Source organism: Sphingobacterium siyangense (assembly GCF_023277505.1).
Classification (GTDB): domain Bacteria; phylum Bacteroidota; class Bacteroidia; order Sphingobacteriales; family Sphingobacteriaceae; genus Sphingobacterium; species Sphingobacterium siyangense.
Genome location: NZ_CP080574.1, coordinates 3,285,569 through 3,310,856, shown reverse-complemented (window position 1 = coordinate 3,310,856; position 25,288 = coordinate 3,285,569). Strand labels below are relative to the sequence as shown.

The following is a 25,288-nucleotide window of genomic DNA, read 5'->3' as shown; positions in this document are numbered from 1 at the left end:
AATGAAAAAGCCTTGTCCAATATTGGACAAGGCTTTTTTGCGAAAGCGCCTAAAACTACTTTAATAGTTCCAAATGCGTGCTGATGCCAATTCTATTCCACGCATTTATGGTAATAATTGCCATAATAATCTGTGCAATCTCCTTTTCTTCAAATATTTCTTTTGCTTTTTGAAAAGTGCTTTCTGTCAATCCCTTTTGATGTATCAATGTGATCTCTTCTGTCATCTCCAACAATATCTGTTCTTCCTTGGTGAATAGATCCGTTTCCCGCCAGGCATTTAATAAAAATATCCTTTGTGGAGTTTCACCATACTTCAGCGCATCCTTTGTGTGCATATCTAAGCAAAAGGCACAGCCATTGATCTGTGAAGCACGTATTTTTATGAGTTCCTTTTGAATAGGATTTAAAAAAATATCGTTGAGATATGTTTCCAATCCCATCATCGCCTTATAGGCGGTTGCATCTACTTTTGCAATATTAAATCGTGTGGTCATTGTTTTAAATTTTGATAAGACAAAGTTGCATCAAACATTCAACACAAAAGTTAAACTGGTTTAAGAACGGACTTTTTTAACTGATGAATACAATCAAACATGCGATCGACAAACAAATAAATCTGACTAGGCTGATACAATTAGGTAATAATTGTCGGGGTCACGTAGGATAAATTGATCCTTCAAAGAATTCTCATTGTAATGTATATCTTTCTCTATGACTGCATTTAGCAAAGTAGCGTTTTCGAAAATTTGCTTTAAATTATCTACCCTAAAGAATAATATGAATCCATTCCCTGCATGTATTTGATTCCGCATAGTAGGGTGATCATGTTCACCCCATTTGTGTAAACAGAGAATAACAGTTCCGTTATCCGTGAGAATTTCAAATGTTTCTCCTCCATGTTGACTCGCACAGCCTAAAAGCTTTTGGTAGAATTGTGAGCTTTTGGGAACGTTATCCACTGCGATGATTGGTTCTGTCCGTATCATGTTATAGTTAACTAGAATTTACTAAGGTTAATAAAAGAGGCTCAGTGATTTCTCTTTCACCAAATCTAATATCATGCGATAAGCGGCTACCGAGTTACCGTGTTGATCCAAGGCTGGACTATAGGCTCCTATACCCATTTTATTCGGTACACTTACTGCGATTCCGCCACCAACGCCCGATTTACTTGGAAGTCCCACAGTTCTGGCATATTCGCCGCTAAATTCGTACATTCCTGCAATGAGCATTTGTGATTGAACTAGCTGAGATAGACTTGGATTATTGTATTGCTTATTTCCATCATAGCGCACGCAATGATTGGCAAAAAAGAAACCTATTTTAGCTAGATCCTCTGCGGTTATCTCAATTGAGCACTGCTTAAAATAATTATTTAGTTTATCTTCACCTTCACCATCAATGAGTCCATTGTTGCGCATCAGATAGAACATACCTCTGTTTCGATTTCCAGTCTCCCGTTCCGAATTATATACGGATTTACTATAATCAATCTTTTCATTATTTGTTATAAAACGAATCATATTGAGTATTTTAAGAAAAGGTTCCTCACCTGTTCCTTTAATAAGCGATGTCGTTAAAATGGCGCCAGCGTTCATCATTGGATTGAGCGGTTTACCCGATGTTTCCAAATTCGCAAAATGATTGAAAGGTTTGTCTGTACCAAAGTACCCCATTTTATCAAAAATATTTCGTTCTCCGTTTTCCAATACAGCGACCATTAATGAAACAATTTTTGAAATACTCTGAATTGTAAATCTTTGTTGCACATCTCCGATACTAACGATTGTTCCATCACTATTTACAACCGAAAGAGCAATGGACGATGCGTTGGCTTTACCCAATTCCGGAATATAATCGGCCACTTTACCTTCTTTGAATGACTGTCTATTTTTATCCAATATTTTATCCAATAATGCTTTATCAATAATCGCGGTTTTAGCACCCTGCTGATTTTGAATGCTATTTTGAGCAAAGGCGACAGGAATTGATCCACAACATATCAAGCCTATAACACAGGCTACCAACCTAACATTTTTTCTCATTTTTTAATTATTTGTTCGTTCCAAAGATAGGGAACAGTGTATTAAAAAGAAAAGAGGTGCTAAATAGATAACATTTTAGCACCTCTTCCTAGTAGGTCATCCCTTAGGCTGCATTTGGAGCTGGATCAACATTCCAACCGGAAAGTATACCGCCATAGAAAAAGAAGGTGACGTAAAAATTCTTTTTGCTCACTTTATCAGTAACCAGGTATTTTTGAGTCACATCATATGCATCTATTTTTTTATATTTTGATAATGCTATCGGGCTCGCAGCAGGGTTTTCTGAACGGACTAAATCTTGTATCTTTTGGTTGATTAATTTCATAATTCCTTCTTTTTTGAAGGGATTATTTTCGATTTTCACGTGTGCCAAGCGTGTTAAAGTTCCATTATTTTGAGCTTTTCTCGCTTTCGCAGCAGCTGTATAGGCTCTGAATTTTTCCTTGATTTGAGGATCTTTTAAGCTATGGATGGTAAAAATAGAAATTCCCTGCGCACCATTATTTAGCGCTTCATCCATATCGGTAAATATTTCCTCATTATTTTTAGCCATCAACCCACAATATAGGGTCGTATTTGCACCTTTGTCGCGCACATTTTCTAAGGTACAATCGCTAATAAAGCTTGGATCTTCTGTATAAAAATTGCTGTACACCATCGGAAAAACAACATCTAAATTCCACTTACCCCAATCTTGACGTACCATACGTGAAGCCATTTTGGGGGTCGGGAAAGGGGATGCCGCCATTGTTTTGCCATGAGAATGAACAATTTCTGCAATCATATTGGCGATATCTGTTATCTGATCGCAACGAAATTGGCGCCATTTGAGATCTTTCGATGGATCTTTTTGTGCACGAGGGTCATAGCCATGTTGTTTTTTAAATTTTTCTATAGCAATGGGATGGTATCCGTAATCCCAAGCGGGATACTCGCGATCTTGGACAATATTGTATTTAGGCCAAAGGGTTGTGGGGAGGACAACATCCACATAACGATTGTAGTCAATAGAGATACCCTCCAATCCCTCAACTTCACAATAGGATTCAATTTTCTTTTTGATATATTCTTTTACTCCTGGTACTACAGGCGATAAAAATTTATAATAACCAACGTATGCAGTGGTATCTGCGAGACTTTTTCCATTGCGATTGACACTGAACCAATCTGGATGCTCTTTAAGTATTTTATCTCTGTCGTGTTCCAGATTCATCGTCCAAAGCCAGGCTATAACCTGGATTCCGTATTTTTTTGCAATAGGAATCGCTACACGATACTCATCTGGACTAGCAGCATTTAACATCACGCCATCGATACCTAGATAATTCATCTCACGGCAAATAGAATCAAAGTTTGTTTTGGCGTTGTAATCTAGCCAGGTCCAAAACATAGCGGGTTTTTCTTTGTCTGTAGCCTGAACGCTTGATACTGAAAAGCTTTGGATCAAAAGGAGCGCAAGGCCAATAAAGCATGTTCTGATTAGTTTTTCTTTCATAATATATTTATCGATTCTAAAATGTATTACATATTTAAATGATGAAGTTTTTTTATGAAGTTCAAAATTCATAAAAAGATCAATCTATAGGTTTTAAATTTAGATTGTATTGAAATTCGCTTGTGAAATTACATAAAAACGTGGAATTTATACCTGATCTTTTTTTAATCAGTTTGATTTTCTTACAGTTATTAAATTTTATTAGAATAACAAAACATTTTTTAAAGCTATGTGTTGATAATACAACATTAGATTTAAACGACAAGATTATTAACAATGAGAAGTGAGCTGGGCTACTGGCTAAGAATAAAATTGTTTAAGTATGAAGAAACGCTACATTCCAATTTCAATTGCATGTTTATTGAGCCATACCTTGGTCAAAGGGCAAGAACCAGGTACTGTACAAGAAAATAAAGTTGATTCTGTGCAACAAAAAAAAGATGACACGACTTATCCCAAGCTTCAGGTGAAAGGTTTGTTTCAGGCCCGTTACCTTGTTAGTGCGACAAAAGATGTTGATGTCAATGGGCTACATCACAGTGATGGTTCAGGTACGGATAACAATTTTATGGTGAAATATATGCGGGTACAGATGCGCGCTCAAATTAGTAAGCGTACTGAAGTTGCCGTATTAGCTAACCTTGCAGATTTCAAAAGTGATCCCAAAACAAAAGTGCTCGAAAATGCCTACTTGAAATATACATTTAGTCCCAAATTGGCAATCACAGTGGGCCAATTTCGTCCTTGGTTTGGCATCGAGGAAACTTATCCTATTGACATCATCAAATCTTTGGACTGGTCGAACCAGTATCTTGAATTCGGTAAATTAGGTTGGGCAAGTTTTCAAATCGGGGTTGCTGCGACAGGCGAGACTACGCTAGGCGATATGCCCTTTAGTTATTCCCTATCTGTGGTGAATGGGAACGGGAAGAATCAAGTTGTTGATAACGATAATGGTAAGCAATATGCCACTCGTCTGGTTTTTGGACTTTCAAAGAAGTACGGTGTTAATTTAGGACTTAATGGTGGCGTTGGCGATGTGATGAAGAAACAGGTACATGCATTGGGGGTAGATCTAACTGGTAATGTCAGTTTTGGCAAACGATGGAATCTTGATATGCAACTGGAAGCAAAGCAGGCGATCAATCATAACCTGTATTATTCTTTGGAAGAAAGTGCGCGGACATCCAAGTTGAGTGACTATCTGGTCCGCGGCATCTACTTTCTACCGAACTTAAGGTATGAAGTAAATTATTTCAATTTAAGCGCTTTCGAGCTATCTTGTCGATATGAATACATTGATCCTAATTATAAACTCAATGCAAATGCGCGTCAAACATATACGCCGATGTTTGGTTTGGAATTTTTAAAAAATTATGGTGCAAGGATACAGTTGGGACTTCAATTGGACCGATATAAAAAGCAGACAGAGAATACCAGCGAATTCAACAAAAATTTATTTATTGTTCAAGTACAAAGTCGATTCTAATCTATTAAACTACGTTTATCATGAAAGAAATCAGTATTAAAAATGTTGCCATTACTTTTCTAGTAGCACTCATTTTATGGTTTATCCCAATACCGAAAGGCGTCAGTCCGGAAGCTTGGCATTTATTTGCAATTTTCGCTGCAACCATTCTTGGGATTATTTTAAAAGCAGCTCCTATGGGTACCATGTGTATGATGGCCATCGCGTTTACGGCCCTGACACAAGTATTAGCCCCTGGAGATGCGGGTAAGTCGATTACTAAAGCTTTGACGGGTTTCGGAGATAAGGTAATTTGGTTGATTGGTATCTCCTTTTTCATTGCCCGGGGTTTTATTAAAACAGGACTGGGAAATCGAATTGCCTTTCTTTTTATTCGAGTTTTTGGAAAGAGTTCATTAGGACTTGCTTATGGATTGGGCTTGGCGGATGTTTGTTTGGCTCCGGCTATTCCCAGTAATACAGCCCGAGGGGGAGGGATTATTTATCCCATCATGAAATCGATGGCAATTAGTTTTGATTCTGTTCCAGATAAGCCAGAGACACATCGAAAATTGGGATCCTATCTAACTTTAAATAGTTATTATATGAATCTAATTGCTTCTTCGATGTTTTTGACGGGAACGGCCAGTAATCCAATGTGTCAAAAATTTGCTGCGAACCTAGGAATTGATATTACCTGGATGTCCTGGGCGATTGCTGGATTTATACCCGGTATTGTCGCATTTTTTGTAGTACCGCTTGTTCTTTATAAGTTATATCCACCTGAATTGAAAAAAACAGGTGATGCACCTAAGATGGCGGCGCAGAAATTAAAAGAGATGGGACCAATTTCCAGGAATGAATGGTTAATGCTTTTGGCGTTCTTTATCTTATTGGCATTATGGATTTTTGGTGGTTCTTTTTCAATTGATGCTACAACCACAGCCTTCATCGGTTTGACACTACTTTTACTGACCTCTGTATTGACCTGGGAGGATGTTAAAGCCGAAAAAGGAGCATGGGATACGATTGTTTGGTTTGCTGTTTTGGTTATGATGGCCAGTTCCTTAAATGAGCTTGGCTTTATCGGCTGGTTTAGCGACCTGATCAAAGTACAGATTGGTGATTTAAGTTGGCAAATAGCCTTTCCGGTAATCATTCTTGTTTATTTCTTTAGTCACTACATTTTTGCGAGTGCTACCGCCCATGTTGCGGCTATGTATGCGGCCTTGTTGGGGGTTGGTGTTTCTTTGGGTATTCCGCCAATGTTGCTTGCAATGATGCTTGGATTCTTGGGCTCTATCTATGGTGTTTTGACACATTATGGCCACGGCCCTGCACCGGTATTTTTTGGAAGCGGATATGTCGATTTAAAATCATGGTGGCTGCGTGGACTGGAAATTGGTATCGTGTTATTGGTGATTTATATGGGCGTTGGTGGATTGTGGATGAAGGTTATAGGCTATTATTAAAATTAAGATCTTATTATGTTATCTACATTGTCAAAGAAGATGCTTATGTGTCTGACGGGTTTATTTTTAGCGTTCTTTTTACTGATTCACTTTCTAGGGAACTTACAGCTATTCTTACCGCAGGAACAAGCACATCTACAATTTAATGCCTACTCCCATTTTTTGGCAGGCAATATCTTGATCAAAATTATTTCTTACGTACTCTATGCCAGCATTATTTTGCATGCGTTGGACGGATTGATCATCACCGTAAAGAATAAAAAGACCGGTGCCCACTATGTTTCAGATCATCGGGGAAGAGCAAGTAAGTGGTATTCGCGCAATATGGGGATTTTAGGGACCCTGATCCTCATTTTTTTAGTTATCCATTTCCAGAATTTTTGGTACGTGTACAAATTTGGCGCTCCTCCACTTGATGAACGCGGTAACAAGGATTTATATGTACTTGTAATCGAGGTTTTTCAGCAATGGTGGTATGTTCTTATTTACGTTTTATCGATGGTTGCCTTGTGTTATCATCTTATTCATGGGATTCATAGTGCGATTCGAACTTTAGGCTTATTCCATCCCAAATTTGTTAAATGGTTTAAGATTATTGGTATCAGCTATTCGGTCATCATCAGCATTGGTTTTGCTTTGATGCCTATTTATATATTTTTTACAGTTAAATAAGGGGGAGAAGTTATGACATTAAATTCAAAAATACCGGATGGACCATTGGATCAAAAATGGACCCGTTATAAAAAGACTGCCAAGCTTGTTAATCCTGCAAATCGTAAAAAACTGGATGTTATCGTTATCGGAACCGGACTGGCAGGTAGCTCCATCGCGGCTTCTCTTGGGGAGATGGGATACCAGGTAAAATCCTTCTGCTTTCAGGATAGTCCGAGAAGGGCACATTCTGTGGCTGCTCAAGGAGGTGTAAATGCCGCAAAAAATTATAAAAATGACGGGGACAGTGTTTATCGTATGTTTGTTGATACGCTAAAGGGCGGTGATTTTCGTGCCCGTGAGGCCAACGTCTATCGTATGGCCGAATGTTCGCTCAATTTAATCGACCAGGCAGTTGCACAGGGTGTTCCTTTCGGTCGTGAATATGGAGGCTATCTGAATAATCGATCTTTTGGAGGTGTACAGGTAAGTCGTACATTCTATGCGAGAGGTCAAACTGGACAGCAGCTTCTTTTGGGAGCGTATCAGGCACTTATGCGTCAGGTCGGCAAAGGTGCCGTACAGCTTTTCTCCAGACATGAAATGCTCGACATCGTCGTAATAGATGGAAAGGCCCGAGGCGTTATTGTTCGAAATCTTGATACAGGGGAGCTTGAACGACACGCTGCACATACCGTTATATTGGCAACCGGAGGGTATGGTAAAATTTATTATCTATCGACACTAGCAATGGGCTGTAATGGCTCTGCCATTTGGCGGGCACACAAGAAGGGGGCATTAATGGCCTCCCCGAGCTGGATTCAGATTCATCCAACTTCGTTGCCGCAGTCCGGCGATTATCAGTCTAAATTAACACTAATGTCAGAGTCGTTACGTAATGACGGAAGGATTTGGGTTCCTTTGAAAGAAGATGAGAAGCGGGAACCAAACGCTATTCCTGAGGAAGAGAGAGATTACTATTTAGAACGTCGTTATCCGGCATTTGGTAATCTTGCTCCAAGGGACATTTCATCTCGAGCGGCCAAAGAACGGATTGATGCTGGCTTTGGGATTGGTCCACTTAAAAATGCTGTTTACCTTGATTTTGCGAAAGCTATTAGAGAACAGGGGAAACAAAAAATACAAGAGAAATATGGTAATCTGTTCGATATGTATGAAAAGATCACGGGATATGATGCTTATAAAGAACCGATGATGATTTCACCTTCCGCGCATTTTTCAATGGGGGGATTATGGATAGATTATGAGCTGATGACAAGCCTGCCGGGCTTATTTGCGTTAGGTGAAGCTAATTTTGCAGATCACGGTGCAAATAGATTGGGTGCCAATTCCTTACTCCAAGCCTCTGTGGATGGTTATTTTATTGCGCCCTATACGATTGCAAATTATTTGGCAAACGATATTCACACGGGAAAAATTTCTACAGACCATATTGAGTTTGAACGTGCAGAGGTAGGTGTTCGTGCACAAATTGATCGATTTTTAAAGATTAAAGGCAGTAAAACCGTGGATTATTTTCATAAAACACTGGGTAAAATACTCTATGACTATTGTGGGCTCGCGCGTAATGAGAAAGGCCTCCGTCATGCTATTGTGGAGATTAATAGGTTGAAGCAAGAGTTTTATAAAGATGTTATTGTTAGTGGTGAAGCCAATACCTTAAATACGGAACTGGAAAAAGCTGGACGTGTAGCCGATTACTTTGAAATTGGAGAATTGATGTGTTATGATGCGTTGACGCGGAACGAATCCTGTGGGGCACATTTCCGGGAGGAATATCAGACTGCAGATGGGGAGGCATTACGGAATGACGCTGAATACCAGTTTATTTCCGCTTGGGCCTGGAAGGGAGAGGGGCAAGAACCTGAGCTAATTCGGGAACCATTAATTTTTGAAGAGATACAACCAACTGTAAGGAGCTATAAATAAATAGAACGATTATGGATTTACACCTTAAAATATGGCGGCAAAAAGATCGCAACGCTACAGGAAAATTAGTTACTTACACCTTAACAGATCTCAATCCACATATGTCGTTTTTGGAGATGTTGGATACCCTGAATGAACAGCTTGTTACGCATGGAGACGACCCTGTAGAGTTTGACCATGATTGTCGTGAAGGGATCTGTGGGCAATGCGGTATGATGATCAATGGCATTGCACATGGACCTCTTAAGCATACAACCACCTGTCAGCTACATTTACGTTCATTTAAAGATAATGATACGATTCTTATCGAACCTTTTCGATCAGCAGCATTTCAGGTTAAAAAGGATTTGAAAGTGGACCGTTCGGCATTTGACCGAATTATTTCTTCTGGGGGATTTGTATCCATCAATACTGGTCAAGCCCCAGACGCGACAGTGATTCCTATTTCTCATGAGTTAGCTGAGTCAGCATTTGACTCAGCGGCCTGTATTGGCTGTGGTGCTTGTGTTGCAACGTGTAAAAATGGTAGTGCAGCACTATTTACCTCCGCAAAGATTACCCATATGGCTTTGCTTCCACAGGGAAAAGAAGAGCGCAGTGAACGCGTTTTAAATATGGTGAAACAAATGGATTTGGAGTCATTTGGTCACTGCACGAATACAGAAGCCTGCGAGGTGGAGTGCCCACAAGGTATATCAGTTTTGAATATAGCGCGCATGAATTTTGAATATAACAAAGCACTATTTTTCAAAAAGAAATAGAGACCAACTGTCGAAAAAAGTGGCACGATTGTTTCTTATATCGGATTTATAATAAAAACTGAAGCCATAAAAAGAGGTGTACGGGATTGTTGAAGGTTACTAACCTTATCCCTGAAAGTAGGGATTTGTAAGATTTTATGGTTAATAAATAGGTTTTTGTAGTAATTTTGAAAAAAGAAATTCATTAAAGTTATAGCGATTGATATGAAGTGTAGTAGGTTGTTTGTGGTACTTTTCATTTGTAGTACAATGTTTAGTGTAACCGCATGTAAGGATTTTTCAAACAAAGTCTTGGGAAAAGGCGAGCTGAAAGACACACTTACGGAAAAATTGGTTGTCAAGGAAAAAATACCACATTTGTTAAATAGGTGGGATTCACTTCAGAAAAATCAGATTCAATTTACAGTAGATAGCTTGCATCCTGTTCCGATCAAACAACAAAAACGTGAACTTAAGGATTCCCTGCGGAAAGCATTTGATACGTATCCAAAACATATCTACCTTACTTTCGATGACGGACCATTGATTGGTAGTGCCTTTATTGATTCTATAGCGAAAGAAAAAAACATTAAAGTGAGTGTATTCTTGATTGGTAAGCACGCTAATATGAGCAAAGGGCGGAAACGCGATCTTGCCCGTTATGAATCCAATCCGCTTATAGCCTGTTATAATCATAGCTATACACATGCAAACAATCAGTATTCTCGATTTTATAATAACCCCCAAAATGCATTTGCTGATTTTGAAAAGAATGAAAAAGATCTCAATCTAAAACATAAGATCGTTCGACTTCCGGGCAGGAATATCTGGATATATGATGATGTTCGTAAGATCGACCTGAAGAATGGATCCAGCACCGCCGATCTATTGCATAAGAACGGATATACAATTTATGGTTGGGATGTCGAGTGGCGGCTTAATAGCATCACTGGTGCACCAATACAAAGCCAGGAGTCTACTTTGTCACACATTCGGAATTACATGAACAATAAAAGCTCAATGGTGCCTAATAATGTTGTTTTCTTGATGCATGATGATATGTTTCAAACGCAAAAGGGACAGCAGGAGTTGTCTTCTTTAATAGATGCATTGAAAAAAGATGGTTATCAGTTTGAATTTATGCAAGACTATCCGATTAAATATTAAATAGAATTGTTAATTAGCATCAAATCATAATGAAGAGTTTGGTTTATGAAATAACACCAAACTCTTCTGGATAATGGACAGTGCCCTGTATACCTTTTAAGGAATTGTCTGTCAGTTCTTTTATCATACAATTTTCATCAGGAACATCAAATGGAAATTTTATACCATAGACTGATGCAGGTACATATCCAAATTTAGGATAATAGTCTGCATGTCCGAGCACAACTACCGATCCAAAACCCAATTTTTTTGCAATCTGATGGGCGCCAAGAATTAATTTTCCGCCAATTCCTTTTCCTTGAAACAGAGGCAGCACAGCGACAGGAGCCAAGGCAAGAGAATCGAAAACTTTTTGATTCTCTTTATCAATAATCTGCACCTTTGTCAGGAGGATGTAGCCTAATATTTCTCCCTCAACCTCTGCTACCATGGACAGTTGTGGTATAAATTCCGCTCTCTTTCTCAGTTTTTCTACTAGAATGTGCTCTTGATGATCGCTATAATGTTCGTTTTCAAAAGCGAGTCGGATCAGTTCGAATACAATAGTTGGATCACTTGACTTTTCTTGCCTGATTTTTATGTGCATAGTTTTGTTCGTAGATATAACTATTTCTTTGCTATTAATAGATCCGTATTGAGCTCCATTGTTTGTACACACATAGTTGTTTTAAAACAATCAATTATAGATCTAATTATAAGGAATAAAGATGCATATTATTATTTAAAAAATTGATAATATACTTTCGATTTACTAGAGTATACTTTTCTGTCGGAAATTTCTTTTAAAGACGAGCAGTTAGCGTTTTTGTACAAGGTATCATCCTAATAAGGTTGTTTTATACCTGATCGAAAAATAAGGCGAACCATTTTTATTTTTGCAAACTATTTATTTTCAGCTTATTAAAGTTAAAGTGTTAAATAGTGTAAAATTAACACTTGCTTTGTATATTTATTTTCGTATTTTCATGTTAGATAAACAATTATAAACCACTTCTGATAAGACGCCTAAACCGATATGTCTTTAAGGAGTAAAAAAATAACTAATTAAACACAAAATTTAAACAATTAAACAGTTTTTATGATTAACTGCCATTATTTCTCAAATCAATGGAAGAGAGCGTTTTGGACTGGATCGTTGTGCTCTTTAGTGGCCCTGAGTCCTCAAATCGTTGATGCTGCAACCCTCGCAAGCTATGGAATTCTCTTTCAACAGGAGCAAAGCGTTTCCGGAACTGTACATGATGAAACAGGAATTCCTATTCCTGGAGTAACAGTATCTGTAAATGGAACGAACCTTGTAACAAAAACCGACAGTCAAGGTAAGTACAAGTTGGATAAGGTCCCTATGAATGCGATCATTAATTTTAGGATGGTGGGTAAGCAGTCTATGGATGAATCTGTTAAAGGACGGCATGCGATAGATGTCACGCTTTTGAATTCGGAATCCAATCTCGAAGAAGTCGTTGTTGTTGGTTACGGGAAACAACGTAAGGAAACGGTTACAGGTGCTGTAGCTACTGTCAAGGGAAGTGACCTTGCTCAATCTCCGGCGTTGAACGTTTCCAATGCATTAACAGGACGAGTACCGGGAGTTACAGCGACCAATGGAAGCGCTGAGCCTGGATACGATGGTTCCAATATCAAAATACGGGGTACGAATACATTAGGAAATAGCAGTCCTCTGGTCGTTATCGATGGGGTTCCTGCACGGGAAGGCGGAATCGACCGGATCAATCCCCGCGATATAGAAAATATCTCGGTTTTAAAGGATGCATCCGCTGCTATTTATGGTGCCCGGGCAGCAAATGGGGTTATCCTTGTGACGACAAGAAGAGGAAAGACAGGAAAGCCTCAGTTTTCTTATACTTTTAATCAGGGATATTCTCAGCCGACTGTAATACCTAAATTGACCAATGCAGCTCAATTTGCTGAGATCCGTAATGAGTTGGAGATTTATAACCTACCTGTTGAAGAATGGTCTGCGGCTTACACCGCTATCAATGATAAAGGTAGTTACAATAAGCAGGGGGGCGGAGTATTAGATGCGCCATTTAAACCGGAAGATATCCAAAAGTTCAAGGATGGATCAGATCCTTGGGGACATCCGAATACGGACTGGTATAAGGCAACTTTAAAAGACTGGTCCCCTCAACAACGGCATAACTTGCAAATTAATGGTGGTACCGAGGATGTAAAGTATCTCATGTCTCTGGGGTATCAAAATCAAGATGCCTATTATAAGAACTCGGCTACAGGATATAAACAATATGATTTAAGGATTAATCTAGATGCTAATATCAGCCAGTATATCAAAACACAATTTGGTGTTTTAGGAAGACAGGAAAATCGGAATTTCCCTACTAAGAGTGCTGGTACTGTCTTTAGGATGTTGATGCGGGGAAATCCGACACAACCAGCAATTTGGCCCAATGGAATGCCAGGACCAGATATCGAAAATGGCGAAAATCCGGTGGTAATTACCACTAATGCGACAGGCTACGATCACGATAAACGCTACTATTTTCAAACAAATGGGCAGGTTGAGATTACAAATCCATGGATAGATGGCCTTAAATTAACATTGAATGCCTCTGTTGACAAATATGTAAAAAATCAAAAAACATGGGTTACACCCTGGACATTATATTCTTGGCAAGGGGCCTATGAAGCGGATGGTACTACACCACAACTGGTTCCGGGAAGACGCGGTCCTGCCGACCCAAATTTAAATCAAAGTAATGAAGATCAGCTAAATATCTTGCTTGGAGGGATCTTGAGCTTTGACCGAAAATTTGGTGACCATCAAGTGAATGCTATTGCTGGTATCAACAGAGAAACAATCGATAATGATAAATTTAGTGCATATCGTCGCTATTTTCTTTCAAATGCCATCGATTATCTTTTCGCGGGTGGAGAACAGGAAAAAAATAATGACGGATCTGCATGGAAAAGAGCAAGGTTAAATTACTTTGGTCGATTCGGCTATAATTACAAAAGTAAATACATCGCGGAATTTCTGTGGCGTTATGACGGCTCGTATATGTTCCCTGAAAGTGAAAGATTTGGATTTTTCCCAGGTGCTATGGCGGGCTGGGTCGTATCGGAAGAAAATTTCTGGAAGGAAAATGTACCTGTAATTAATTATTTCAAGATACGTGCCTCCTATGGCCAGATGGGGAATGACAACATCTATTATGATGACAAGTTACAAGAATATCAGTATTTTTCAACCTATTCTTTTGGAACCTATATCGTCAACGATAAACTAGCTAAGACTCTTTATGAAAGCCGCGTTCCTAACGAAATGATTACTTGGGAGGTCGCCAATAATTATAATCTTGGATTTGATTTTCAGTTTTTGCAAGGAAAGTTAAATTTCGAGTTTGACATCTTTAAAAATCGTCGCAATTCTATTCTATGGCGGAAAAATGCTTCCATACCGCAAAGTACAGGGATGACATTGCCAGCAGAAAATATTGGTAAAGTGGATAATAAGGGCTGGGAGTTTAATTTAGGTTACCGTGGTAAAGTGGGAGATTTGGGCTATACTGTAGGTGTCAATGGTGGTTATGCGAAAAACAAAATTATCTTCTGGGATGAAGCTCCTGGCGCGCCAGCATGGCAACAAAGCACAGGTAAACCTATCAAAACGGATATTTATTATGTTTATGATGGCGTATTCCGTGACATGGAAGACATTGCCAACAATAAGTTGGATTACAGCGCCATTACAAAAACTTTACGTCCAGGAGACATGAAGTATCAAGATTTCAATGGTGATGGAAAAATAACACCAGATGATAAAGTTAGACGTGACAAAAATAGTGATCCTACGTTCCAGGGCGGGTTCAATTTTAGCTTAACTTATAAAGACTTTGATCTATCGGTACTATTTCAGGGAGCTACAGGTGGAGAGATACGTGTAGGCACGGATGAATCGGGTTCTATCGGAAATTTTGTAGAAGAGTTCTACGATAAACGCTGGAGCATTAGTAACCCGAGCAGTGTATACCCCCGTTTGACAGATCGTGGTAATCAATATTATTCCTATAACAACACCTATTGGATGCGCAGTACAGATTATCTAAGGTTGAAAAACGTAGAATTGGGGTATAATTTAGCCTCAAGTATTTGTAGCAAAATTGGTATTGGTTCATTACGTCTCTATGCAAATGGGATGAACCTCATTACTTGGAGTAAGATAAAAATGTACGATCCAGAAGCTGTGAATGCGTTGGGCCAATATTATCCGCAGGCGAGATTGATTAATGTCGGCGCATTATTATCGTTCTAACCAGCTGTTATCGCAAGAACTTAACTAAGAAAAAAAAATGAAAAAAATTAAGAATATATCACTTATACTATTTGTACTTTCTGCTTCATTACAAGCTTGTAATGACGATTTTGTAAGTACAAAGCCACTCAGTGAAGTGCCACAGGAGATTGTTTGGTCGGATGCTGGGTTGTCTGAGGCTTTCGTGACAGAAATCTATAACGGCTTTGGAGTAGGAGGCTTTTATGAACAGGAAATGGCGTCCATGACAGATGAGGCTTTATTTACACACCCTAATCGCGGGATAAATACTGTCACCGAATCTCGATCAAATCCAGCTGATCAAGGCTATATAATGGATACTTATGAATATGGACGTATGTATACGCGTATACGGGCAACAAATATCGCCATTGCTAATTTAAGCTCACCCAAGTTTGACAAAGCAAAGGCTGACAAGCTTTTAGGCGAGGCGTATTTCCTACGTGGGTATTATTATCAACAGCTGTTACGTTTTTATGGAGGTATACCGATTGATAATAAGATCTATACATTGAATGATAAAGACTATATGGTGCCAAGAAACAGCTATGAGGAGTGTGTCAATGCGATCGTGAAAGATCTCGATAGTGCAGCTCTTTTGCTAAAGGGTATTTCATCGGCAAAGGGACGTGCAAATGAAACCGCTGTATTGGCCTTAAAGTCAAGAGTGCTATTATATGCTGCCAGTGACCTCCATGATGGAAGTAAAGCAAAAGCAAAATCTACCTTATTAGCAGCATATAAAAATCCCGAGTATCTAATGTATACCAATGGTAGTCAAATGGAACGCTGGACTAAAGCAAAAACTGCAGCAAAAGCCGTATTGGATCATACAGAATTCGCCTATAAGTTAGACTTGACTCAACCAGCGTCACCTAGTGAGGGAACGGCCAACTATATGGCTGTATCATTAGGAGGGGGTAGTAAGACCGTTGATTTTACAGCTGGAAAAGATATAATTTTAGGTCGATTCTTTATTGATGAAAAAGACGAGCGAGGTGGTTGGGTAGGACGTGACAACGGGCCAAATGGTTATCATAACTGGGCAGGAAATACACCGATTCAGCTATTGGTAGACGACTATGAGACTAGTAATGGCCAAAAATTTGATTGGTCCAATCCTTCTATGGCCGCAAGCCCCTATCAAAACCGCGACCCACGTTTAAAGGCAACGATTTTATATGATGGTGCAGATTGGAAGCCCAGGACAGCAGATGTTGCTGAAAGAGATAAGGCAAATCAAATTCAAACTGGACAATACGAAGTAATTAATGCGAAAGGACAGAAGGTTATTCAATTTGGTCTCGATACAAGAAAGAGTCCAATTGAAGACTGGAATGGTTCGAGGACGGGGTATTATATTCGTAAATTTACAGATCCAGATCCTACAATGGAAGATCAAAATACACGACAACGTATTCCTTGGCCAATGTTTCGCTATACGGAAGCGATATTGAACTATGTAGAAGCATGTATTGAATTAGGGGAAGAGAATGAAGCTAAAATATGGTTAAATAAAATCCGATTCAGAGCAGGAATGCCCGCAATATCCACAAGCGAAACGGGTATGGCATTAAAAGCACGCTATAGAAACGAGCGCCGGATTGAGCTAGCTTACGAAGAACATCGCTTTTTTGACGCTAGGCGTTGGATGATTGCTTCTGAGACATTAGGCAGAAAGGCGAACATTATAAATATCACGGGAACCCTTAAGGCTGGTAAAAATGTGACTCTTTACCAATATAATCCAGAGAATTACACCTATACCTATGCTGTTTCAAATATTGATCCAGGAATTGAAAATAGAAGTTGGGACGACAAAATGTATTTTACCTCTATACACAGAGATGAGATAAATAGAAATACTAAACTAATTCAAAATCCAGGTTATTAATAAGAAAAAGCCCTTCTTTAATAGTAGAAGGGCTTTTTCTTATTAATAACTAGTTTTTCTTTTGACTAATATTAGGTAGTAATCCTGTAACGATTCCAATTAATGGAAGATAAGCGCAGATGTTGAATACATATTCAATTGAAGTGCGATCTGCAAGCCAGCCCAATACAGCCGAACCAATGCCCCCCATGCCAAAGGCAAAACCAAAAAATAAGCCTGCAATCATCCCAACTTTCCCGGGGATAAGCTCTGTCGCATAAACCAAGATAGCAGAAAATGCCGAGGAGATGATCAAACCGATTATAATAGCAAGGACAATGGTTAGTCCAAGTCCTACATGGGGTAATAGTAACGTAAATGGCGCTGCCCCAAGAATTGATACCCAAATTATTAATTTACGTCCGTAATGATCGCCCAAGGGACCACCCAATATAGTGCCAGCGGCAACAGAAGCAAGAAATATAAATAAATAAATCTGAGATTCCTGAACAGAAACATGGAATTTATTGATCAAATAGAAGGTGAAGTAGCTGGTCATTGAAGCCATGTAAAAATATTTGGAAAAAATGAGTATCAATAAAATTACAAGTGCAAAAATTACTTTTGATTTTGACAGATCAGATTTTGAAGCAGCAACGGAAGTTGTTTGTGCCTTAGGCTTGAGGTGTATTTGATACCAATTACCAACATAAGTAAGAATCATAACGGCTACAATGGCCAATACCCCAAACATACCGATGTATTGTTGGCCAAAAGGGATCACAATAAGTGCGACAAGAAGGGGACCTATCGCACCACCAGCATTACCACCGACCTGAAAGATCGACTGGGCGAGACCTTTTTTGCCTCCGGAAGCTAAATGAGCAACTCGAGAAGCTTCAGGATGAAATATAGACGAACCCATCCCAATTAGACTTACAGAAAGGAGAATGTAGATAAAGTTTGACGCAAAAGAAATGCATATCAATCCGGCTAAAGAAAAAAGCATACCGACAGCAAGTGACCGGGGAGTAGGGTTTTTATCTGTATACAAACCTACAAAAGGTTGCAAAATAGAGGCGGTAAGCTGAAAAACCAACGTTATAATACCAATTTGGGTAAAACTAAGGGCATAATTTGACTTTAACATGGGATACACTGCTGGGATGACAGATTGAATCAGGTCATTGAGCAAGTGTGAAAGACTAATCGCAAATAAAATCGGATAGACGGTTTCGGAACTTTTCCAAGATCCACTCGGGTTTAGTGATTGTGTTTTCATAAAGGAAATATTCATCAGGTCATCTGATGTTTTAGTTTATAAAAATTGAATATATTTAGAATGATAGTTTGTATATGCTACAGGAAAATTACAGTTGTTGGATAATTCGGTTAGCAATATCAACAGCTTTTTTCACTTCTTTATCTTTAATTGCCAACATCAGTTCCTCGTGTTGCTGTTGAGAAGTTAAGAAGGGGACTGTATCCTTATAAATCGTCATGAAGAACTTATTGACATGCTCAGATAAGGTTGTATATAAAGCGGTCAAAATACTATTTCCACATGATTCAGCAATTGCACTGTGAAAGGCAATATCAGCATTAACGCATGCGGTCAAATTTCCCATTTCGGCGTATCTAGCTCTATTTTTAAGTGCTTGCGCCATATCTTTGAGACCTTTCGAAGTACGATTTAAGGCTGCTTTTTCAATAATTCGCAACTCTAATACGTGTCTAACTTCAAAAATATCGTTAAAATTGGCTTTCTCAATTTTTGAATCAAGGGCATGATGCCCCGTACTACTTTTGACAAAAGTACCAAGCCCTTGTTGCACATTTAGATAGCCTGATTGACTTAAATATTTGACAGCTTCACGAATGCTGGATCTGCCCACAGCAAATTGCTTCATCAATTCTGGTTCCGTAGGAAGTTTAGATTCTACAGGAAATTCACCCAATTTGATTTTTTCTTCTATTGCCGCGGCAACTTCCTCCGCCAAGGATCTTCGTACGATAGCTTCAGTCTTCATATAATCATATCATCTGATGATTGCAAAGGTAGTAGAATTTTTTGAATTCTTATTTATTTTCAAAAATTTGATCAAACTAACCGAATATTGTTACCACTACAACAGATATTTATTACAGGGTTTACTGAATTAAATTTATTAGCAGTTTTGGATTAATTAACAGAGAGGCTGGTCCTCCAATGTATTTATCTAAAACTTAAAAACATGAAAAAATTAATGATGAGCGTCGTAGCCTTGGCTTTAATGTCATCTGCTACTTTTGCAAAAACAGGTCCAAAATCGGTCGACAACAGCGTTGTTGAAAAATCAACGATTTACGAATCACAAACTGGAAAAACTAATTTGAATATTGTGAGCGAAGCCAAAGAGATCAAACTCGGAAAGTCTCGTACGCTATGTAGATTGACGATGAGTATCTATAATACAAGTGGTCAGTTGATCGAAACTCAAGTTCTAACATACACCAGCTATGGAGCCAATGATATGTATTATAGTAGCTGTGGAGCATGGTTTAGCGCTACCATTCAGAATTACCAAAACTACTATGGTAATCCTAATCATTAAGTATCAATTAATCAAATGATGTAGCGGGGCTAGTATCCCCGCTCATATTTTCCGCAATACAATCCAAAGGAAACTTTTATTTACGATCCTACTACGACAATGAAGATGGCTGCTGCATGCGAACATGCGATAAGGCAGACAGGTGATGATATTAGAAAATCGAGGTACCACTTACCTAATTAAATTGATCGTATTCGGACATTAAATGTCCGAATACGATCAATTTATATTAAAACAGTATGATATCAAACTGTCTTATAGTGGCTTATGTTTTTGGCAATAAAATTGGCATTAGATTTCAATGAAGAATTACAAAGCTAAAGATTGATAGGATAGAAGCTTTGTATTACCATTTAAATGATCATAAATAAAATGAAAGCTTTACCAATTACTGGAATTTTTGCGATACTAGTGTCAACCGCATTTGCTCAAACGGCCCACCAAAAAATAAATGAGATTTCTCATGTAGAATCCAGTCTAATACCCCCTGTTCGTTTTGAGGGTGAACCGACATGGAATATTATATCGCGTATGGAATTCTATCAGGTTCCAGGGGTAAGCATCGCTGTGATAAAAAACTCTGAAGTATTATGGAGCAAAACTTATGGCTTTGCCGATCTCGATTCGAAAACGCCTGTCAGGTCAAATACCTTATTTCAGGTGGCCTCCATGAGCAAGCCTGTAAGTGCATATGCCGCACTGAAGGAAGTTGAGCTTGGCAAGTTGGAATCGAATGTCGATGTGAATTTGTACCTAAAATCTTGGAAAATACCTAAAAATGACTGGACCAAAAGGGAAAATGTTACACTCAAAAATATCGTTAGCCATACTGCGGGACTTACTGTAAGTGGATTCCCGGGGTATCGGATAACAGACCCAATTCCTACAGCGGTTGAAGTACTGAGTGGTGTAAAGCCAGCTAATACACCTATGGTTTATGTTGATAAACTTCCCGGCTCAGATTTTCGATATTCAGGCGGTGGGTATACGGTACTTCAACAGATGCTCGTTGACATTGAAGGAAAAGATTATGGCAGTATTATGGAAGAAAAGGTACTCTCACCTTTGGGTATGAAAAATAGCACTTTTGCCCAGCCTCTTCCTGAATCGAAAAGACAATTTGCGGCGACGGCTTATACGATGGATGGCAAAAAGGTAGAAGGAAGATATCATGTCTACCCAGAACAGGCGGCTGCGGGCCTATGGTCAACAGCAGAAGATTACGCTAGATTCGTAATCGATATTCAACGGACTTTAAATGGCAAAAGTAGTCTTGTTATCTCTAAGAAGATGGCAGAAGAATTCACAAGTCCCTATATTGAACCTATTATAGGATTAGGTGTATTCCTAGAAGATTATAACGGCTCATCTTATTTTTGCCATGGTGGATGGAACGAAGGCTTTAGCTCCTATTTTATTGGAAATAAAACAAGCGGTGATGGAGTAGTTATTCTTACGAACACAAACAAACCTGAATTTATCAACGAACTTGTCCGAGCGGTCGCATTAACTTATCAATGGCCCAATTATCTAGCTCCAATAAATAAAATTTTGCCACTAAGTCCTCAAGAACTGCATGACAATAGTGGACGTTATAGATCTGGAAAATATGGTGTTATAAGGGTCTATAATCAAAATGGCAAGCTAATGTCAGCCCAAAATTTAGACAAGCCTGTAGAATTGGTTAAAGTGTCGGCAAATACATTTGCTATGCGAGATCGAAACGTAAACGTCATATTTTCAAAGGATACCGAAAGCGGTCAATATGAGCTTGTACAGATTTTGCGCGATAAAAAGATTTATTCCAGAAATCCGAAAGTCAATGCAAATGACCGGACTCCGCTGGAGCTTATTTTAGAAGGAAATTTCGAGGATGGATTAAAAGCTTATCAAAAAGCAAAAGAACAGGATAGTTCCAATGATTTGCTTTCAGAAGGTTTCCTGAATGGCGTAGGTTATGAACTGCTCAATCAGCATAAAATAAATCAAGCTGTTGATATATTTAAGGTGAATACGATGCTATATCCTAAAAGTGAAAATGTGTATGATAGTTTAGCGGAAGCCTACCTGAAGTCAGGACAAATAGATAGCGCTAAGGAGAATTATCGAAAAGTTTTTGAAATTAATCCTAAAAATGAAAAAGTCAGTAAGATTTTAGAAACGTTATAACAGAAATATAATGAGTTTTTTTTTGCTAATTTGCGACCATGTCAAATCAAGCTAATAATTATCGATTGTTTTCCAAGGAAATTCTCTCACTTTGGAAAAGCCAGGATGTATCATATATTAAAGTTGAAGAATTATCCATTGTTGAAGGAATCACTTTTTTTGAACTTATACCAGATTCCGAACTTCTGGATGAAGGTGGGGTAGAAACACTTTATGCTATAGATTCTGAAGATGTGGAGGATATGTTGGTGTTTAGCAAAAATATTCGTTTTGTTGTCCACGACATTTATTTGGATGAAGATGAAGTAAATTAGCTATTAATGATCGACAATTCAAACGGTATTGTCGATCATTAATGTACAGTATTAGGCTGATCTAGGGATAAACTAACTTCTCATATTCAATCTTTCTTCCTGAAGATCTAGTAAACGAAGGTGTTTTCGAATGATCTCTTCGTCCAATAAAAGTTCCTCACGATTTTTATTGATAAGCCAAATGCGCTGGGTTTCGAGGATATCGATATAGATTTTACGGTATTCGGCGTAATTAATGATGATCTCGGAGCTCCGCAGTTGATTTTCATACTTCTGTAGTTGATCCTTCAAGGTAGGAAAACTTTCAACTTTGTCCGCGTAATCATTACGAATCTTGTCAACGGCGACTTGGGCCAATCTGTTCTGAATTTCATAATCGATCTCCTTTTCACTTCTAATAAAGTCTCTATCTACTAATTTGATTTTTCTTAATATAAAAGGGAGCGTCAAGCCTTGAACGAGTAGGGTCAACAGAATCACAACAAATGTGATGAAAAGAATAAGGTTTCGTTGAGGGAAAGGAGATCCATCAGCTAAAGTTAATGGGATGGATAGTGCTGCTGCCAAAGAAACGACACCACGCATTCCCGTCCAGCCGATAATCATTGGCGTTTGCCAACCCGGGGATTGAGCATCTGCGACCGTTATAAAATTTCTCATAATCAAGGTGGTAATTACTGCAGCATACCCTGCAAAAACTCGTACAAGAATAAGGACTATTGTAACTGCTACGCCATATCCAATAGCAGTAGAGATATTGGTATCACCCAATCCAAAAACAATTTCCGGTAAATCTAATCCGATAAGCATAAAGACGATGCCATTCAACAGAAAGCAGAAGCTTTCCCATACGGTTACTGTCCGGATCCGGGATGCACTGCTCAAAAAATCGTGACTACGATAAGAGAGAAATAAGCCGCCACTGACAACCGCAAGAACCCCAGAAGCGTGGAGCTGTTCCGCTACCAAATACATCGAGAACGGTGCAATAAAAGTTAGCAATATATCTGTATTGGAATCGGTTGGTAAAAGTTTGTGCATTTTCAAAAAAACATAGGCAATTGTAAGTCCGATTCCCACTCCACCAATACACATCCAAATAAAGCTTCCGGCGGCTTGGTACCAAACATATTGGCCAGTAGCAGCAGCAATCATTGCAAAGCGAAAAATTATTAATGAGGAAGCATCATTCAACAAACTTTCACCTTCCAGTATGGACGCCAGCCTTTTGGGTACCTTCACGAATTTTAAAATTGCACCAGCACTAACCGCATCGGGAGGGGAAACTATTCCACCCAATAGAAAGCCAAGAGCTAAGGAGAATCCTGGAATAAAATAGTTGGCAAAAACGGCAACGGATAATGCTGTAAAAAAGACGACAACAAAGGCAAAGCTGAAGATAATCCGACGCCATCGCCAGAGTTCTTTCCAGGAAGTTGACCAAGCGGCCTCGTAGAGGAGTGGCGGTAAAAAAATAATGAATATCAATTCGGGTTCTACCTTTATAGGAGGAACTCCCGGGATAAAACTTATTACAAGTCCCGCTAATACGAGTAAAACAGGGTATGCAACCTGAATTTTCTTCGCCAACATGATCAACATAGTGATTAGTAGAACTAAAAAAAGGTAAAACTCAAAATTCTCCAACATATGTAAATTTTAGGTACATAAATATAGATCAAATTTCTAGAAATATTTAAACTAGCTTGGCGGTATTCATGGTTGCCTACGAATTGCTACAAGAAAGTCATCTACCAACTGGACAATTGAAGGCAACATGTTTTAACTTATATTCCTATGGTAAATCTTCCTAAATTAGGCAAAATTTGTCTTTGACTTTACCCCAAGATTTAAAATATTGGATGGTGTCACTATAAACAAAGGTTCGTCTTTTAGGAGTTTTCACTTAAAATCCTGTTTAAACAGCTGCATAGGGCTATATTTTATGGGTAACAACGCGAAGTTGTTAGAATACAACGATAGTAGCATAATTACAACTGGAGGTATTGGTATAAAGGTGGCTGATGTAAAATTTACAGCGTCGGATCTCAGAAGAACTATTTTTGAAGACTGTGAATTTAATGGTGTTAGCTTTCAGTCTTGTGATATGAGAGGCATAAGCTTCGATGGGCAAGTTTTTATGGATGTAAAATTCGATAATGCAGACCTAGCAAACAGTTCATTTAGCGGGGTGATTCTTAGAAATGTTTTCTTTCGGCCAACCTTTGCGCTTACGAATAAATATTATAAGAGTCTTAAAACTATTGATTTTGACGGAGCATCAATGGACAAATTAACCTATGCTGCTCTGAAGGGAGTAGGCGTATCGCTTGAGAATATTGTCCTCCTATAAACAACACTTTACATACAAAGGGCATGGTTCTGCAGGTATGAACCATTGCCTAAGTGCAGTTGCTATACCAATGAAATCCATCAATTTTGGGAGGCTAAATTAGGAGAGTCATCAGTGCAGAATCGGAAAGCTGAATCATTTGAAATCCAAAATACGCTAGACTAAATTATCAAAGAAAGATTGGGAGACGAGTTGTATTCACGATTTCTTTCATCACAAAATAACTTTCCATATGTCTGATTCCCTTGATTGTTGCCAGTTTATTAAAATTGAATTCGTGATAGTGATCGACATCCCTAACCATGACCTTTATTTGATAGTCAAATGCGCCCGTTACGTGAAAACACTCGACTACTTCTGGAAATTTTTGTATCTCTTCCATAAATAACAAGGCACTTTCATTGGAATGTTTTTCCATACTGATGGATACGAGTACCATTAGATTAAGATCAAGTTTTCTTCTGTCCAGCAGAAAGACTTTCTGTTTAAGAACAGAGGTTGCTATTAATTTCTTAATACGTTCGTATACGGGAGTCATCGATAAATTAACACGGTCAGATATTTCCTTGTTACTTATATTCGCATCCTGTTGCAACAGGTCCAGAAGCATGAGGTCTTTCTCATCCAATTTCATGATCGTAGTAAATTAAATCTAAAAAAAGTATATCTAAGACTATAGT

General features: G+C 38.6%; 21 protein-coding genes. 12 read left to right on the top strand and 9 right to left on the bottom strand.

Annotation, left to right across the window (positions count from 1 at the left end):
* Positions 1-55: 55 nt before the first annotated feature.
* The 4 genes from K2F45_RS13585 to K2F45_RS13570 form a co-directional block, all read right to left on the bottom strand.
* Entirely contained in the window at positions 56-496 is a 441-nt protein-coding gene (locus K2F45_RS13585) for a carboxymuconolactone decarboxylase family protein (RefSeq protein ID WP_075992656.1), read from the bottom strand.
* 126 nt (positions 497-622) lie between these two features.
* Positions 623-988, bottom strand: coding sequence for a VOC family protein (locus K2F45_RS13580; RefSeq protein ID WP_075992655.1), 366 nt, complete (start codon positions 986-988; stop codon positions 623-625).
* Positions 989-1,015: 27 nt separating this feature from the next.
* Positions 1,016-2,047 (bottom strand): glutaminase A, encoded by a 1,032-nt coding sequence (gene glsA, locus K2F45_RS13575; protein WP_248931720.1) that lies wholly within the window; start codon positions 2,045-2,047, stop codon positions 1,016-1,018.
* 103 nt (positions 2,048-2,150) lie between these two features.
* A complete protein-coding gene (locus K2F45_RS13570) occupies positions 2,151-3,542 on the bottom strand; it encodes a glycoside hydrolase family protein (protein WP_248931719.1) in 1,392 nt (463 codons plus the stop codon).
* 322 nt (positions 3,543-3,864) lie between these two features.
* Here K2F45_RS13570 and K2F45_RS13565 point away from each other — a divergent pair, with 322 nt between their 5' ends.
* The 6 genes from K2F45_RS13565 (at position 3,865) to K2F45_RS13540 (ending at position 10,990) form a co-directional block, all read left to right on the top strand.
* Positions 3,865-5,031, top strand: coding sequence for a porin (locus K2F45_RS13565; RefSeq protein WP_153847323.1), 1,167 nt, complete (start codon positions 3,865-3,867; stop codon positions 5,029-5,031).
* Positions 5,032-5,051: 20 nt separating this feature from the next.
* Entirely contained in the window at positions 5,052-6,482 is a 1,431-nt protein-coding gene (locus K2F45_RS13560) for an anion permease (RefSeq protein ID WP_075992653.1), read from the top strand.
* Between the two features lie 15 nt (positions 6,483-6,497).
* Positions 6,498-7,154: a succinate dehydrogenase cytochrome b subunit gene (locus K2F45_RS13555; RefSeq protein WP_075992652.1), complete on the top strand. Its 657-nt coding sequence runs from the start codon at positions 6,498-6,500 to the stop codon at positions 7,152-7,154.
* Positions 7,155-7,166: 12 nt separating this feature from the next.
* On the top strand, positions 7,167-9,083 hold the full coding sequence (locus K2F45_RS13550) for a fumarate reductase/succinate dehydrogenase flavoprotein subunit (protein WP_075992651.1): 1,917 nt from the start codon (positions 7,167-7,169) through the stop codon (positions 9,081-9,083).
* An 11-nt stretch (positions 9,084-9,094) separates the two neighbouring features.
* A complete protein-coding gene (locus K2F45_RS13545; RefSeq protein WP_248931718.1) occupies positions 9,095-9,844 on the top strand; it encodes a succinate dehydrogenase/fumarate reductase iron-sulfur subunit in 750 nt (249 codons plus the stop codon).
* 249 nt (positions 9,845-10,093) lie between these two features.
* Positions 10,094-10,990, top strand: a complete 897-nt coding sequence (locus K2F45_RS13540; RefSeq protein WP_075992649.1) for a polysaccharide deacetylase family protein — start codon at positions 10,094-10,096, stop codon at positions 10,988-10,990.
* A gap of 43 nt (positions 10,991-11,033) precedes the next feature.
* On the opposite strand, the gene K2F45_RS13535 is transcribed toward K2F45_RS13540, so the two are convergent.
* On the bottom strand, positions 11,034-11,576 hold the full coding sequence (locus K2F45_RS13535; protein ID WP_172840692.1) for a GNAT family N-acetyltransferase: 543 nt from the start codon (positions 11,574-11,576) through the stop codon (positions 11,034-11,036).
* A gap of 492 nt (positions 11,577-12,068) precedes the next feature.
* Here K2F45_RS13535 and K2F45_RS13530 point away from each other — a divergent pair, with 492 nt between their 5' ends.
* The gene (locus K2F45_RS13530) at positions 12,069-15,284 is read left to right on the top strand and encodes a SusC/RagA family TonB-linked outer membrane protein (RefSeq protein WP_083663633.1); all 3,216 of its coding nucleotides are present in this window, start codon (positions 12,069-12,071) and stop codon (positions 15,282-15,284) included.
* Positions 15,285-15,321: 37 nt separating this feature from the next.
* On the top strand, positions 15,322-17,199 hold the full coding sequence (locus K2F45_RS13525; protein ID WP_075992648.1) for a RagB/SusD family nutrient uptake outer membrane protein: 1,878 nt from the start codon (positions 15,322-15,324) through the stop codon (positions 17,197-17,199).
* A 49-nt stretch (positions 17,200-17,248) separates the two neighbouring features.
* Here K2F45_RS13525 and K2F45_RS13520 read toward each other — a convergent pair whose 3' ends face one another.
* Together K2F45_RS13520 and K2F45_RS13515 are read right to left on the bottom strand one after the other, a co-directional pair.
* Positions 17,249-18,460, bottom strand: coding sequence for an MFS transporter (locus tag K2F45_RS13520; RefSeq protein ID WP_075994804.1), 1,212 nt, complete (start codon positions 18,458-18,460; stop codon positions 17,249-17,251).
* An 88-nt stretch (positions 18,461-18,548) separates the two neighbouring features.
* On the bottom strand, positions 18,549-19,208 hold the full coding sequence (locus tag K2F45_RS13515; RefSeq protein ID WP_075992647.1) for a FadR/GntR family transcriptional regulator: 660 nt from the start codon (positions 19,206-19,208) through the stop codon (positions 18,549-18,551).
* Between the two features lie 216 nt (positions 19,209-19,424).
* On the opposite strand from K2F45_RS13515, the gene K2F45_RS13510 reads away from it, so the two are divergent.
* From K2F45_RS13510 to K2F45_RS13500, 3 genes are all read left to right on the top strand, one after another.
* Positions 19,425-19,772: a hypothetical protein gene (locus K2F45_RS13510; protein WP_157626098.1), complete on the top strand. Its 348-nt coding sequence runs from the start codon at positions 19,425-19,427 to the stop codon at positions 19,770-19,772.
* A 372-nt stretch (positions 19,773-20,144) separates the two neighbouring features.
* Positions 20,145-21,941, top strand: a complete 1,797-nt coding sequence (locus K2F45_RS13505; RefSeq protein WP_172840690.1) for a serine hydrolase — start codon at positions 20,145-20,147, stop codon at positions 21,939-21,941.
* Positions 21,942-21,979: 38 nt separating this feature from the next.
* Positions 21,980-22,255: a hypothetical protein gene (locus K2F45_RS13500; RefSeq protein WP_075992644.1), complete on the top strand. Its 276-nt coding sequence runs from the start codon at positions 21,980-21,982 to the stop codon at positions 22,253-22,255.
* A gap of 72 nt (positions 22,256-22,327) precedes the next feature.
* On the opposite strand, the gene K2F45_RS13495 is transcribed toward K2F45_RS13500, so the two are convergent.
* Positions 22,328-23,905, bottom strand: coding sequence for a Na+/H+ antiporter (locus K2F45_RS13495; RefSeq protein WP_075992643.1), 1,578 nt, complete (start codon positions 23,903-23,905; stop codon positions 22,328-22,330).
* A 295-nt stretch (positions 23,906-24,200) separates the two neighbouring features.
* On the opposite strand from K2F45_RS13495, the gene K2F45_RS13490 reads away from it, so the two are divergent.
* Complete coding sequence (locus tag K2F45_RS13490) at positions 24,201-24,608, top strand: pentapeptide repeat-containing protein (protein WP_075992642.1); 408 nt, start codon at positions 24,201-24,203, stop codon at positions 24,606-24,608.
* Between the two features lie 169 nt (positions 24,609-24,777).
* On the opposite strand, the gene K2F45_RS13485 is transcribed toward K2F45_RS13490, so the two are convergent.
* Complete coding sequence (locus tag K2F45_RS13485) at positions 24,778-25,242, bottom strand: Lrp/AsnC family transcriptional regulator (protein WP_075992641.1); 465 nt, start codon at positions 25,240-25,242, stop codon at positions 24,778-24,780.
* Between the last annotated feature and the right edge of the window lie 46 nt (positions 25,243-25,288).